The sequence below is a fragment of the Pseudomonas sp. H2_D02 genome (assembly GCF_054677635.1).
Genome location: NZ_CP162816.1, coordinates 1,484,528 through 1,498,548, shown reverse-complemented (window position 1 = coordinate 1,498,548; position 14,021 = coordinate 1,484,528). Strand labels below are relative to the sequence as shown.

The following is a 14,021-nucleotide window of genomic DNA, read 5'->3' as shown; positions in this document are numbered from 1 at the left end:
GATGAGGTTTGTTGGGATCTAGGTTAGGGGGCTGGGGTGGGCAGTGAAATATGCCAATTTGCTCTATTTTCTGGGCGTTTTGACCAGGGGGTGGGCGAAGTGGTGGGTGGGGGGAAAGCCGACAGAATCGACTGGCCGAACACAGGCCTCTGTGGGAGTGAGTCTGCTCGCGAAGGGGTCAGGTCAGGCAACATTGATGTCGACTGGTCTACCGCCATCGCGAGCAAGCTCGCTCCCACAGTTTTTTTCAGTGTTTGGTCCATTGGAGTCGGGGCATTCATCTGCGCCGGCTCTTGTGGCGAGGGAGCTTGCTCCCTCGCCACGGGGTTTGTGGTGGCTGGCTTATTTGTGAACACCATTAGCGGTAGTGAGTAGGCGGGGCCTGGCTGAACACATTCCCCTGTGGGAGCGGGCTTGCTCGCGAAAGGGCCAGGTCAGGCGACATTGATGGTGGCTGGTGTACCGCTATCGCGAACAAGCCCGCTCCCACAGTTTTCTTCAGTGTTTGGTCTATTAGCGGCAGAGCATGCACCCGCCGGCTCTTGCTCCCGCTGGGCTGCGCAGCGGCCCCAAATCATTCAACGCGGTGGGTCAGGTTGATTGAGTCAACTTGGTTGGGGCTGCTTTGCAGCCCAGCGGGAGCAAGCTCCCTCGCCACGGGGTTTGTGGTGGCCGGCTTATTTGTGGACACCATTAGCGATAGTGAGTAGGCGGGGCCTGGCCGAACACAGGCCTCTGTGGGAGTGAGTCTGCTCGCGATAGGGCCAGGTCAGGCGACATTGATGGTGGCTGGTGTACCGCTTCGCGAGCAAGCCCGCTCCCACAGTTTTCTTCAGTGTTTGGTCTATTAGTGGCAGAGCATGCACCCGCCGGCTCTTGTGGCGAGGGGATTTATCCCCGCTGGGCTGCGAAGCGGCCCCAAATCATTCAGCGCGGTGGGTCAGGTTGATCGAGGTCAACCTAGTTGGGGCTGCTTTGCAGCCCAGCGGGAGCAAGCTCCCTCGCCACGGGTTGGGTGTAGGTTCAGACCACCGAAGACAACACAAACGATGTCACGGTGTTCTCCACGCCCGGCAGCGCGGAGATCTCTTTCCATACTTTATGGACCCGCTCCGGGTTCGCCGCCCCCACCCGCAGCATCAAGTCAAACTCGCCACTCATGACGTCGCACTGCAGCACTTCCGGCATCGCCTGCAACGCTTGCAACACCTCCGCGCCACGCATGCGGTCGTAGCGGTAGACGAAGATCACGGCGTTGATGTTCGACGACGCTTGCGCGCCCTCCCCCGTGCGAACGGTGTAGCCCTGGATCACGCCGTCGCGTTCGAGGCGTTCGATGCGTTGGCGGACGGCGTTGCGCGAGAGGTTGACCTTGGCCGCCAGCTCGGCGTGGGCGGCGCGGGCGTTGAGTCGCAGTTCGGCGATGATGCGTTCGTCGAGGGGATCGAGGATTCGCTTCATGGGGCCTCCTGTTACAGCGCGCCGAGCAGTTGATGGAGGGCAGCGAGGTCGTCCGGCTGGATGCGATGGATCTGCGCTGGGCCATGCTCGGAAGCCGGACGTTGTTGCGCCGCCACGGGGATCCCCAACTCACCGAGCAAGACCGCCGATTTGATCGGTGATATCTCGCCCAGGGTCACCATCGGTGCCACCAGGCTTCTGCGGTACAAACGCGCCGCGAGCACGCCGGTGGCGGTGTGTGGGTCGATGACATAACCGGTGTCGCGATACAGCGAAGTGATCTCGTTCAGCGTCTGTTCATCGCTGACCGCGTACGAGTCGATGATCATCCGCGCCTTTAGCCAGAATTCATTGGCGATGGTCATTTCGCCGTCGGTTTCGAAGGTGTGCATCAACGCGCTCACGGCTTGATCATCATGCCCGTAGAGCTCCCAGAGAAAGCGTTCCAGGTTGGAGAAGATCGACAAGTCCATGGCCGGCGACAGGGTCTTGCTCGCACGTAACCGCGAATAGTGGTTCTTCAAAAAGAACTGATGCAGCGCATCGTTCTGGTTGGTGACGACGATCATTTGCGTGATCGGCAAACCCATCTTCTGAGCGATGTAGCCGGCATAGACTTCGGCAAAACTCGCCGCCGGTACGCTGAAACCGATGGGCCGCTGACCGCCGCCCAACTGCAGCACGGCGTGAAAATAAAACACCAACTGCGCCATGACGCTGACCCAGTTGCTGGAGTTGAAACTGATCGCCTCATGCTCTCGGAACAGTTGGGTGACGAGGGTCTGGCATTCATCGAAACTGCCCTCCACGGCGACTTGATGAATCCGCGGATGCGCCGTTGCTTGCAAGTCGTGAAGCTGGTCTTGCGGTACGCCGGCCTCGGGATAGATCACCACCACGTCGGTCTCGTCGCAGTGCTTGAAGGCCTCGATGGCGGCCAGGCCGGTGTCGCCGTTGGTCACGCCGATCACCACGGCGCGACGCCCGCGTTTGCGCAGGAAATACTGCACCAGCCGCGCCTGCAATTGCGCGGCAAAATCTTTCGAAGAGCGAGTCGGCCCATGGAACAATTCCAGGACCCACTCGTTGCGGTCCACCTGATGCAACGGCGCCAGGGAGCGGTGGCTGAACTGGCTGCCGGCTTCCTTGAGCAAGCGCTTGAAGTCAACCTCGGGGATCGCCTCGCCTACGAACGGGCGCATCACTCGGTAGGCCAGTTCGTCGTAGGACAGCGTCGACCAATTAGCGATGTCCTGGGGTTCGAACTGCGGCAGTTCCACGGGGACAAACAGCCCACCATCTTCGGCGATGGCCGACAGCACGACTTTTTCGAAATCGACCTGCACGGCGGAATTTCGGGTACTCACGTAGCGCATGGTCAACTCCGCAAACTCAGATAAAACAGCTCATTTGTAGCGATGCGCCTGCTCCACCAGCCAGGTGGAAAACCGCGCCGCGTCCGGGTGTTGCTCGGCCCCGGAACTGCGCACCAGGTAGAACGATTCGCTGGCTTCGATGCGCTGGGCGAAGGGTTCGACCAGGCGTCCGTCGTCCAGCAATTCACTGACCATCGATGACCGCGCCAGGGCGATGCCCTGCCCCAGTTCGGCCATGCGCAAGGTGCAGACCAGGGTGTCGAATTGCAGGCCGGTCGAAGAATCCACGCTGTCGACGCCGACCCTGTTCAGCCAGTAACCCCAGCCTTCTTCGTAGCCCAATACGTGCAGCAGCGGATGCTTGGCTACGTCCGTCGGCGCCTTCAGCGTCGCCATCAGGGCCGGCGAGCAAACCGGGAACAAGGTGTCCCAGGTCAGCCGTTGCGACACCAGGCCGGGCCATTGGCCGTGGCCCCAGCGAATCTCCATGTCGTCTTCGCCGTCCAGCTCCTTGACCCAGATGTTGCTGATGTAGCGGATATCGACGTGGGGATGTGCCTGACGGAAATCCACCAGTTTCGGTGCCAGCCAGTGCACGAAAAACGCCAGGCTGCCGCGCACCTTGATCGGCCGGCGCTTGTGCTGGCCGAAGATTTCGTTGGTGCCCACCGCCAGTCGCGTGATCGCGTCTTGCACCACCGGCAGGTAGGCCTGGCCTTCTTCGGTCAGACCCAGGCCACGGGGCAAGCGCTTGAACAGCGCCACGCCGAGGTGGCTTTCCAATTGGCGGATCTGCTGGCTGACCGCGCCCTGGGTCAGGAACAATTCATCGGCGGCGTGGGTGAAGTTCAGGCAGCGGGCGGACACTTCGAACGCCCGCAGCCAGTTCAACGGGGGCAACGTTTTTTGCTTCATGGTCTTACCTCGTTAACCCCCACGCACCGGGCACGCTTGCCCGCCCCGTCGATGCGGTTAGAACGCGTCGGACGGTTGTGCCACGAGGGCGACCGACAAGCGTCGCTCGCGGCTTTTGCGGGTAATGTAATACACGAAGTAACACCAGGCGATGAACGGCAAGCCGAAGTACAGCGCCACTCGCTGTTCAGGGTCGAAGGCGATGCCGACACACGCCAGGCTGCAGCACACCAACGCTCCCAGCGGCACCCACGGATAACCGCGAACGCGGAACTTGAGGTCGCGAATGTCGCCGCCGTTGGCGACGTAGTGGCGGCGGAAGCCGATCTGGCTCGCCGCGATGCTCATCCACACCACCACCACGGCCAGGCCGGAGATCGACACCAACGCCAGGTAGATGGTGTCGGCGGCAAACACGCTGCTGAGCAACGATGCGGCGCCGCCGGCCATGCTGACGATGATCGCGTTGAGCGGCGTTCCCATGCGGGTCAGGGCCGAGAACTGCTTGGGCAGGTGGCCTTGGTCGCTGAGGGTCCAGAGCATGCGCGAGGCGGCATACAGCCCGGAGTTGGCCGCCGACAACAGGGCGGTGATGATCACGAAGTTCATGATGTCGGCGGAGTACGGAATGCCGATGTAGGTGAACACGGTGACGAACGGACTTTCCACCAGGCCAGCCTGTTCGCGGGGCAACAGCGTCGCGAGGACAAAAATGGTCCCGACAAAAAACACCGCCAGGCGCAGCACCGTGGTGCGGATGGCGCGGGGTACGTTGCGTTGCGGATCCTTGGTTTCCCCGGCAGCGATGCCGATCAGTTCAGTGCCGGAGAAGGCGAAGGAAACTGCCAGCAGCGTCATCGCAATCGGCATGAAGCCCGTAGGAAAAAGTCCTTCGCGAGTGAAGTTGCTTAACCCGATGCTGTGGGCCTGGTCGATGTTCAGCAAACCGAGAATCGCACCACCGCCGATCAGCAGGAACACCACCACAGTCAGCACTTTGATCAACGACAGCCAGAACTCGGTCTCGGCGAACAAACGCACCGACACTACGTTGGTGAGGAACACCACGCCGGCGAACAGCGCACTCCAGATCCACACCGGGGTGTCGGGAAACCATCGGGTCATGAGAATGCCAGCGGCGGTGAACTCGGAACCGATCGCCACCGTCCATGTCAGCCAGTACAGCCACGCCACGGTGTAGCCGGTGCCGGGGCCGAGGAAGCGTGTTGCATAGGTGCTGAACGAGCCGGTTTCCGGCATCTGCACCGCCAGCTCACCGAGGCACATCATCACCATGTAGACCATGAGCGCGCCGATGACGTACGCGATGACCGCGCCCATCGGGCCGGCCTGGTTGACGGTGTAGCCGGAGGTCAGGAACAGCCCGGTGCCGATCACGCCACCCAAGGCGAGCATGACGATATGGCGCGTCTGCATTTCCTGCTTGAAGCCGGCCCGCGTACTGCTTTGTTGTTCTGTTAGGGACATGGTTGTTTCTCATGAAATGTCAGGGCGCGCATCGACGTCTACGCGAGTCAGACAAGCGCCGCTGAGCTTTTATTATTATTCCTATTCATGAACGCCCCGCTGACAGCCTTGTCGCGGGGTTATCAACTTGCTGACTTCAGTTTGCGGCCTCGGTGAGCACTTCATTGAGTTGCGGGTCGAGGGACTTCCTGACGAAGGCGAAGGCCTGTTTCAGGTCATCCAACAAGTCGTCGGTGTCTTCGATGCCGACCGACACGCGCACCAGCCCTTCGGAAATCCCCAGGGCCAGGCGTTCTTCCAAGGTGTTCTCGACGTGACTGGTGGTGCGGGCCGGGCCGTAGATGGTTTCGACTGCGCCGAGATTGCCCGCGCAATGAGCAAAGCGCAGACGCGGCAACAACACCTTGACCGTGTCCATGCCTCCCTCCAGCACAAAGCTGACAATGGCGCCGAAACCGGACATTTGCGCGCAGGCCACTGCGTGATTGGGATGGCTCGGCAAGCCGGGATAGTTGACCGATTCCACCAGCGGTTCCGTGCACAGGAACTCCGCCAGGGCGCGGGCGCTCGCCTGTTGCTGGCGCATGCGCAGGGCGAGGGTTTTCATGCCACGGATGATCATGTAGGCCGAGAACGGGTCGAGCGTGGCGCCGTTGATTTCGCGGTAATGACGCACCTTCGCCATCAAGGCTTCGCTGCCGCACACCAGGCCGCCGAGCACATCGCCGTGGCCGCTGAGGAATTTGGTCGCGCTGTGGATCACCACGTCGACACCCAGTGCCAGCGGGTTCTGGTTCAACGGCGTGGCGAAGGTGTTGTCCGCCACCACCAGGGCGCCGACGTGTTTCGCCGCCGCAACCAGGCGCGGGATGTCGAGGATTTTCAGGGTCGGGTTGGTTGGCGTTTCCAGGTACAGGACCTGGCAGCCCTTGGCGATTTCCCGCTCGATTTCCTCGTGGTCGAAGGTCTCGCACAAGGTCACCGCGACGCCGGTGCGCGGCAGGAATTCTTCGAAGATTTTGTTGGTGCCGCCGTAGCTGTCCTTGGTCGACACCACGCGATCGCCATTGGCGAGGAAGGTGTAGAGCACGCTGCTGATCGCCGCCATGCCGCTGCTGAAGGCCACGGCGGATTCGGCCATTTCCAGTTCGCGGATCTTCGCTTCGACGGTCTCGACGGTCGGGTTGCTCATGCGGCTGTAGATAAAGCCCGGCGCCTTGCCCAACGCGACGTCGTACCAGACGTCGATGTCGTCATAACCGTACGCGGCGCTGACGACGATGGGGGTCTGGGTGGCGTTGTAAGGATGCCTGACTTGCTCCCCGCCCCACACCGCCCGGGTGCCCGCTCCTGCGTTGATAAGCCCTGCGCTGTCAGGTTTTTTGTTCATTGTGACTACTCGCACTGAGGGGGTGGACGTTGAGCCATCCGCCGGAATCTGAGGGCCAATATAGGGAAAAGCCGCGCCTCCGAGAAACGATGTTATCGGTGCCAAAGGGGTTGTTTTTTTAATGGCTGGATGAGACCCAGCAAGTAAGTGGGTAATACAAAAATCTGTGGGAGCGAGCTTGCTCGCGATTGGGATTTATCTGCTGCAAAGATGTTGGCTGACCCACCGCTTTCGCGAGCAAGCTCGCTCCCACAAGGGATTTGGTGTGGTTCCAGCCTATCCGGGACCAATTAAAGATTTGCCCTACAAACACTGCCTCCTTCCCTGACTTATTTCTCCGGCCATCCCCGGCAAAGTCTCGCGCCCACTTCAGCGTTGCGAGAGGCCTACATGTCCATCAACGACAAAATCCTTGCCCAGGGCAACGTCATTGGTTCGTTGGTGATGGCGCTCATGGACTCGGACCAGCCGGATGTCGAGGCGGTGTTGCAGGACTTTCGCCACTGCCTGAGCGACTACGACAGTTGGGCGGAACGTTTCTGGACGGGTCGGGCGTTGGACATCGAGCAGATGTTCAAGGTGGGCAACGAGGTGTCGCTCGCACCCGCGAAAAATGGCGGCAAGCAGGTCAGCGCCGTAGTGGCGGCCTGCCCCGCCCAAGGCCCGCTGACGCTCGTGCACATGTTCCAGTCCTCGCGCTTCGTGCCGATTGGCAACACACCCGTGATGCTGGAACCGATCATTGGGGGCGAGCCGGGGAAGGAAATTTTCGGCGAGCCGATCCGCCACGAGATCGGGCCGAGCGGCATCCTGGAAGTCAGCGAATGCGACCGAGGAAAGCGCTACCGCATCACCTTTTTTCCTGATGTAACGACTGCTCATGTCGAGGCGCTGTACGCGTCCTACCAGAAGGTGATTGGCGAGCTCGAAGGCTGGCTGAGTGCCGAGTGGGACGAGTTTCACCCCCTGTGGAAAGAGTTCTCCGACAGCGGCTTCGCGAAGCGCTTCAATGTGCTCCAGCAAGCCGAGCTTCGCGGCTTTGAAAAAGCCGTGTACGGACTGTGGGACAGCGTCAAACAGCTTTTCAAGCTGCTGGCGGACCTGCAAGCCAACAGCGAAAAGCTGTTGGAATACCTTACCGAAGCCGAGCTTGAGCAACTGCTGGAAGCGTCATCCGAAGCGATTGCCAAAGGCCTGATGATCCTCAGCGATGAGCCCTTGCTCTTCGTCTACACGGCGGCCTTTACCAGTTGGCTGCGGATGATGCCGCCGCAGTACAGCGCCGAGGTCATGGGTGAGTTGCGCGCGTCGGTGCTGATCAACTTCCTGTTGGCGGCGGTTACCGGTGGACTGGGCGTCGGCCTGCGCATGAGCGGCAAGGTGCTGCGTCATGTCCGTTCGGAGCGTGTCCGGACGTGGCTGCAGGCCTCGAGCCAACGCCTGGGCCAACTCGGTGGCGACAGCCTTAACGCTCATGCCGATGTGCTCAAGCCGGTGGTGATCGCAGGCCGAGGCCCGTCCGTGGGTCCCGCGCCTGTCACTCCGCTACAGATCACTGCAGGAGATTCCCCACCACTGTCGGTCAGAAATCCGGCCCCGGTCGTGCGGGAAAAATCCCAGCCCTCTACTCGGCTGAGCAAACAAGAACACCACGACGACGCCTCCACTCAATCGACAAACCCCAACGGCGACCCCGCCGACAGCGCCGCCCAGACCCGCACCCACGGCTGCCCGGTGTCGATGGTCACCGGCGAAGAACTGCTGACCTTGGACGACGGCATCCTCGACGGACGCTTGCCGTTTACCTTCACCCGCCTCTATCGCACCAGCGCCGCCGAGCTGGACATCGGCCTCGGCCGCGGGTGGAGCCATGCCCTGGCCCATCGCCTGGTGATCGAAGGCGAGCAGGTCATCTGGCTCGACCAGGAAAACCGCCGCACCACCTTCCCCCGGCCCAGCCTGAAACGCCCGGCCATCCACAACAGCCTGGCCCGCGCGGCGATCTACCTGAGCAATGAGCCGGACGAACTGATCATCGCCCAGCCCGGCGAAGACGCCCCTTTCCTACATTTTCGCGACGGTTGTCTGATCGCCCTGAGCGATCGGTACGACAACCGCCTGACCGTCCAGCGCAACATCTACGGCGACATCAGCCGGCTGGACAACGGCGCCGGACGCTGCCTGCGCTTGCGCTACGAACATCGCCACCTGGTCGCCATCGACTACCAGAGTTTTCACCCGGCGCCGACCCGCGACGAAAGTTGGCGCACTGAACAAACGCTGGTTTCCTACCGCTACGACGGCCGTTTCCGACTCATCGAAGCGACCAATGCGGCTGGCGAAAGCGAGCGCTACGACTACGACGACCAGCACGTCATCCTCCAGCGGCAACTGGCCGGCGGCGCGAGTTTTTACTGGGAGTGGCAGGGCTCCGGTCCGGCGGCGCGCTGCGTGCGGCACTGGGCGTCGTTCGCGCAGATGGACAGCCGCTACACCTGGAGCGAGGACGGCAGCGTCACCGTTCACAACCTCGATGGCAGCCAGGAAGTCTACGTCCACGACGACCGCGCGCGACTGGTGCGCCAGGTCGATCCCGCCGGCGGCGAACACCTCAAGGCCTATGACGAACAGGGCCGGCTGATCGCCGAGCAAGACCCGCTCGGCGCCGTCACCGAATACCGCTACGACGAAGTCGGACGGCTGGTGGCGCTGATTCCGCCTGAAGACGAGCCCACGTCCTACGAATACCGAAACGGTTTCCTGCACACCCGGCAGCGCGGCAAAGCCGTGTGGACCTACCGCCGCAACGACCAGGGCGATGTCATCGAGGCCATCGACCCGGACGGCCAAAGCACCTGGTACCACTACGACGGCCAAGGGCAACTGAAAACCATCAGCTACCCGGACGCCAGCACCCATTATTTTGTGCGCAATCACCTGGCCCAGTTGACGGAAGAAACCCTGCCCGATGGCAGCCAGCGGTGTTTTTCCTACGACGCCCAAGGGCGTTTGCTGACCCGCCAGGACGAACACGGCGCCACCACCCATTACCAATGGGACGCCGTGGGCCGCTTGCTGCAAACCACCTTGCCCGGTGGCGCCACCCGCACCTGGCGCTACAACGCCTACGGCAAGGTCATCGCCGAACGGGACGAACTGGGCCGCACCACCCGCTACGAATACGCCGACGATTTGCACCTGATCAGCCGTCGGCTCAACCCCGACGGCAGCGAACTCAAATATCGCTACGACTCGGCGCGGCTGTTGCTGACCGACATCGAGAACGAATCCGGCGAACACTATCAGCTGGACTACACGCCCAACGGACTGATCCGACAGGAAACCGGCTTCGATGGCCAGCGCACCGGTTATGCCTACGACCTCAACGGCCACCTGCTGGAAAAGACCGAGTTTGGCGCCGATGGCAGTCAGCGCATCACTCACTACCAGCGTGACAGGGCTGGCCGCCTGGTGCGAAAAACCTTGCCAGATGGCGAGGCGGTCGATTACCGCTACGACGCCCTTGGACGCTTGGTCAGCGTCGACGACGGCCATTGGCCGCTGGCTTATGAATATGACCATCAGGACCGCCTGGTCGCCGAACACCAGGGCTGGGCCACCCTGCGCTATCGCTATGACAGCGTCGGTCGTTTGATCCACTGCCGACTGCCCGACCGCAGCACCCTCGACTATCGCCACGCCCGCGGCGGCGCGCTGATCGCCATCGACCTCAACGGCACCTGCCTGACCGAACACCGTTTCAAGGGCGGCCGCGAAACCCAACGCCAGCAAGGCCTGCTGCTCAGCGACTATCGCTACGACGAGCAAGGTCGCCTCAAGGCCCAAACCGTGTGGCAGACCGAGCAGCACCAATTGTTCTGGCGCGATTACTCCTACAGCGCCAACGGCAACCTCGCCGCCCTTTCTGACAATCGAAACCGCCGCAGCTACCAATACGACGCGCAAGATCGCCTGCTCCGCATCGACTATGCCCACAGCCAAGGCCCCGAACGCTTCGCCCACGACCCGGCCGGCAACCTGCTGCTGCAAGACCGCCCCGGCCCGACCACCCTCAAGGCCAACCGCCTGCTCATGGAGGGCGACCGCCACTACGACTACGACGCCTACGGCAACCTCATCCGCGAACGCCGCGGCAAAACCCAATGCCTCGTCACGCACTACCGCTACGACAGCCAACACCGCCTCATCGGCGTCACCAGCCCGGACGGCAACGAAACGTCCTACCGCTACGATGCCTTCGGCCGACGCATCGAAAAGACCGTGGCCGGCCAGACCACGGAATTTATCTGGCAAGGCGATCAAGTCATCGCCGAAAGCAGCGACCACTACCAAAGCTACGTCTACGAACCCGGCACCTTCCGCCCCCTCGCCCTGCTCGAAGGCGAAGGCCCGGACAACGCCACGCCGTTCCACTACCACAACGACCACCTCGGCACGCCCCAGGAACTGACCAGCCACCAGGGCGAAATCGTCTGGGCCGCGCGCTACAACGGCTACGGAAAACTCACCGAACTGCGGCACGGCAACAGCAAGCGCCTGGAACAACCGCTGCGCTTCCAGGGCCAATACCACGACCGGGAAAGCGGCCTGCATTACAACCGGCACCGGTACTACAATCCGGAGACGGGGCGGTATCTGACGCTCGATCCGAGCAAGCTCAAGGGTGGTCTCAACGGGTATCGGTACACCCTGAACCCGACGGGGTGGGTGGATCCGTTGGGGTTGGAGGATTGCCCTGGGGGTGACGGGTGTAAGAGGCCTGCGGTTGGCGAGCAGGATCCGGCGGCTAAGGTTGCAGTTAGCCAAACCGAACCTAAGTTACCTATTCCTAAAAAGGAAGAGGATTTCCTGTATCGCGGCGATGAGCGGGATCCCGAAGATGTTTTTGAAAATGGCTTTAAAAGCAAAGGTAAAAGCAAGGATTTGTTTCTACACTCTATAGATAGTGATTGGCCCCCTAGCTATTACATTAGTACATCCTCTTCAAGAAATGTAGGAAAGAGATTTGCCACCGGCGACCACACAAGAATAGGGTACTTGTATACACTGCAGAAAATTCCGGGGCATGATCTGAAAAAAGAGCTAGGGTCGGCATATTTGTTTGGAGCCGAACAAGAGATTGCAATTCCAGGCCGAATAAAAAATGAAGATGTGCTCGGAGCAACTTTAATACTTGAAAATGGAAAAGAGTTTGGGTACTCCATACCCAACCCCAATAGGAGAATAAAATGATCTCCAAAGTCGACGTGTACATATCCAGAGGGAAAACAAAAGAAAAAACCCGTCTTGTGTGTGACTCAGAAAAAATCGCAATAACTTTTTCTACAGCAGGCGGCATTGAAAAAACTTATGCGGGCGGCAATTTTTATAGGTGCTTTTCTAGTCTCCGGCGAGACAATCCGGATGTGATTTTTTTCTGTAAAGGTGCGAAGACGAATGTTCACCCCTCCGGAATGTCAGCACAGATGTCGCAGGGGCTAAAAGCGTATGAACTGAGCATGGGCGTCGCTCCAACGCTCGATGACTTGGTTTATATATTTGATTATGACGATAGCAATTTGGCAAGCGACCCGGACAAACAAGAAGCTTTTTTCAAGGAGTGGATTGAATCTCACTTAAGAAAAACTTAAAAGTTAAACTGCATTTTCTTTCAATACAAAGAACAGCAACGCGCAGCAGCAGTCTAGTCAATGGGCCCCGTCAATTAAAAAAGCGTCTTAATTCGAAGCCTAGCGCACCTACAGAGCTTATTAAGCAACAATGAAAATCAAACACCACGAACTCTTTCAGTTTTTTGGATGCTACTTCCATCAAGATTGGATGTGCGAGTCGCCAGACCCTGACGACATAATAAGAAGCTTTGCTTCTGACTCTACACCTGAAACCATATTCATGGTTAAAAATGAAATCTCGACGCTATTAAAGCTTAAACTTAGCAACGAAAATATTAGAAAACTTATTATGAGTGAGATGCCATGCAACTATTGCTACTGGTTGGATTGGGAGTCCGGCGAAATGTGGTTAAAGCATATTCTGCAAGTTATGACTCACACTGATGCCTCCCAGCTTGGCAATGATTAAAGGTGGCAGCCGTACGCAGGTTAGCAGACCGGGGAAACAAGAAACCGGCGCGTCCGGGGACGCCCTGCGCACAGCCACCATCAAGTACAGAATGAAGAACTTCTGACTGGATGACGCCTTGCACAACCTGTTTCACCACGAGCTGCTAAACCCGATCACGATGAGCAGTGACGGGATTCAGCTACCGGCGTGGGCCGAGGCGCACAAGCCGGCGGATTCTGGCGTAGTTGTAGGCAAAGGCGCAAGGCGGTGTCGGCAAGCTGTCACCTCTGTGGATTATGGAGATAGGTCTGTCAGATCAGTTGGATAACTCCCGGCTGACACACCGCCATCGCGAGCAAGCTCGCTCCCACAAGGGATCACCTAAAGGCCCAGAGCCGCGCTTCGAGCCGGCCATGACGCCGATAACCAAAAAAACGGAACCCAATCCCAGCGCTCCCCCTCAATTCCAGAGAGACCAACCCGAGACGGAGCCCGCCGCCATGAACCACCCGACCCTCACCTTCGCCCAACTCCACCTCGGCGATCGCTTCACCCTGCCCGCCGATCACCGCTTATTCACCAAGCTCACCGACAGCACTGCCCGTGAGCACAGCGTGCATTCGATCAATCTGAAGGAGGAAGGTTACGGTTACGCCGAAGACCCCATAAAAAACCTGCCCGGGGAAGCGCCGATCGAGTACGTCCCGGTCGGTGGGCCGTTGCGGGCTGGTGGATAGGGCTCCTGCCGACGTTATAAACGCCGCGACATGAGCCACGGTTCCTTGCCCCAGGCCTCGAAGCGCTCCAGCACTTCCCAACCAAGCTTGGCGTAGTAGTCCCGTTCACTGTGGGTGTGCAGGTACAACGTCGCGAAGCCAGCCTCTTTGGCATCGTTGCAGATGCCTTCGATCAATCGCGCGGCGAGGCCTCGGCGGCGGGCGTCCGGGTGGACGAATACGCAGGCGAGCCAGGGGCCGAGCTCGGGGCGCTCGGGCAGGTCGTCATTGGCCAGCGAGGCGCCGCCCAGTAGCTGGTCGTGTTCCAGGGCGACCAGGCATTTCCAGCGGCCATCGCGCTGCCCTGCCGAGAATTCCTCCTGCCAATGGCCGAGTGATTGGTGGGCGAATTCGTAGGTGAATTCCCGATATAGCCATTCGGCCATCAGGTTGCATTTGTCCATGTGGTTAACAAGCCAATCCACTCGCAGCATTTGTACGGTCCTTATCGAGTCGCTCCACCAGCGCGAATACCTCCGCAGATGCCTACCCGCGCGCATTCCCAGCAAATACCCACCAGCAACGCCCCAA

At 60.0% G+C, this 14,021-nt stretch carries 10 protein-coding genes; 4 read left to right on the top strand and 6 right to left on the bottom strand.

The genetic code is table 11. The features are described from left to right. Positions 1-1,023: 1,023 nt before the first annotated feature. The 5 genes from AB4N42_RS06845 to AB4N42_RS06825 all read right to left on the bottom strand — a co-directional run bounded on the left by AB4N42_RS06845 (position 1,024) and on the right by AB4N42_RS06825 (position 6,630). Complete coding sequence (locus AB4N42_RS06845) at positions 1,024-1,461, bottom strand: Lrp/AsnC family transcriptional regulator (protein ID WP_053188548.1); 438 nt, start codon at positions 1,459-1,461, stop codon at positions 1,024-1,026. Between the two features lie 11 nt (positions 1,462-1,472). Continuing rightward, a complete protein-coding gene (thrC, locus tag AB4N42_RS06840) occupies positions 1,473-2,837 on the bottom strand; it encodes a threonine synthase (RefSeq protein ID WP_460116000.1) in 1,365 nt (454 codons plus the stop codon). Between the two features lie 30 nt (positions 2,838-2,867). Then, positions 2,868-3,752, bottom strand: a complete 885-nt coding sequence (locus AB4N42_RS06835; RefSeq protein ID WP_460115999.1) for a LysR substrate-binding domain-containing protein — start codon at positions 3,750-3,752, stop codon at positions 2,868-2,870. A gap of 57 nt (positions 3,753-3,809) precedes the next feature. Further along, entirely contained in the window at positions 3,810-5,240 is a 1,431-nt protein-coding gene (locus AB4N42_RS06830) for an amino acid permease (RefSeq protein ID WP_217860422.1), read from the bottom strand. A 136-nt stretch (positions 5,241-5,376) separates the two neighbouring features. Further along, on the bottom strand, positions 5,377-6,630 hold the full coding sequence (locus tag AB4N42_RS06825; RefSeq protein ID WP_460115998.1) for a cystathionine gamma-synthase family protein: 1,254 nt from the start codon (positions 6,628-6,630) through the stop codon (positions 5,377-5,379). Positions 6,631-7,020: 390 nt separating this feature from the next. Between AB4N42_RS06825 and AB4N42_RS06820 the strand changes: the two genes are divergently transcribed. The 4 genes from AB4N42_RS06820 to AB4N42_RS06805 all read left to right on the top strand — a co-directional run bounded on the left by AB4N42_RS06820 (position 7,021) and on the right by AB4N42_RS06805 (position 13,451). After that, a complete protein-coding gene (locus AB4N42_RS06820) occupies positions 7,021-11,883 on the top strand; it encodes an RHS repeat-associated core domain-containing protein (protein ID WP_460115997.1) in 4,863 nt (1,620 codons plus the stop codon). Next, complete coding sequence (locus tag AB4N42_RS06815; protein WP_407684047.1) at positions 11,880-12,281, top strand: hypothetical protein; 402 nt, start codon at positions 11,880-11,882, stop codon at positions 12,279-12,281. Before AB4N42_RS06820 ends, AB4N42_RS06815 begins: the two co-directional genes overlap by 4 nt. 130 nt (positions 12,282-12,411) lie before the next feature. Beyond that, positions 12,412-12,732, top strand: a complete 321-nt coding sequence (locus AB4N42_RS06810; protein ID WP_407684046.1) for a contact-dependent growth inhibition system immunity protein — start codon at positions 12,412-12,414, stop codon at positions 12,730-12,732. A gap of 482 nt (positions 12,733-13,214) precedes the next feature. Beyond that, positions 13,215-13,451, top strand: coding sequence for a hypothetical protein (locus tag AB4N42_RS06805; RefSeq protein ID WP_460115996.1), 237 nt, complete (start codon positions 13,215-13,217; stop codon positions 13,449-13,451). Between the two features lie 14 nt (positions 13,452-13,465). Here the strand turns inward: AB4N42_RS06805 and AB4N42_RS06800 are convergent, their stop codons facing one another. Further along, positions 13,466-13,924, bottom strand: a complete 459-nt coding sequence (locus AB4N42_RS06800; protein WP_460115995.1) for a GNAT family N-acetyltransferase — start codon at positions 13,922-13,924, stop codon at positions 13,466-13,468. Positions 13,925-14,021 lie beyond the last annotated feature (97 nt).

Excerpts from the sequence above, each read along its gene's own strand:
- AB4N42_RS06845 (WP_053188548.1), bottom strand. The coding sequence starts at position 1,461 with ATGAAGCGAATCCTCGATCCCCTCGACGAACGCATCATCGCCGAACTG.
- thrC (WP_460116000.1), bottom strand. The coding sequence starts at position 2,837 with ATGCGCTACGTGAGTACCCGAAATTCCGCCGTGCAGGTCGATTTCGAA.
- AB4N42_RS06835 (WP_460115999.1), bottom strand. The coding sequence starts at position 3,752 with ATGAAGCAAAAAACGTTGCCCCCGTTGAACTGGCTGCGGGCGTTCGAA.
- AB4N42_RS06830 (WP_217860422.1), bottom strand. The coding sequence starts at position 5,240 with ATGTCCCTAACAGAACAACAAAGCAGTACGCGGGCCGGCTTCAAGCAG.
- AB4N42_RS06825 (WP_460115998.1), bottom strand. The coding sequence starts at position 6,630 with ATGAACAAAAAACCTGACAGCGCAGGGCTTATCAACGCAGGAGCGGGC.
- AB4N42_RS06820 (WP_460115997.1), top strand. The coding sequence starts at position 7,021 with ATGTCCATCAACGACAAAATCCTTGCCCAGGGCAACGTCATTGGTTCG.
- AB4N42_RS06815 (WP_407684047.1), top strand. The coding sequence starts at position 11,880 with ATGATCTCCAAAGTCGACGTGTACATATCCAGAGGGAAAACAAAAGAA.
- AB4N42_RS06810 (WP_407684046.1), top strand. The coding sequence starts at position 12,412 with ATGAAAATCAAACACCACGAACTCTTTCAGTTTTTTGGATGCTACTTC.
- AB4N42_RS06805 (WP_460115996.1), top strand. The coding sequence starts at position 13,215 with ATGAACCACCCGACCCTCACCTTCGCCCAACTCCACCTCGGCGATCGC.
- AB4N42_RS06800 (WP_460115995.1), bottom strand. The coding sequence starts at position 13,924 with ATGCTGCGAGTGGATTGGCTTGTTAACCACATGGACAAATGCAACCTG.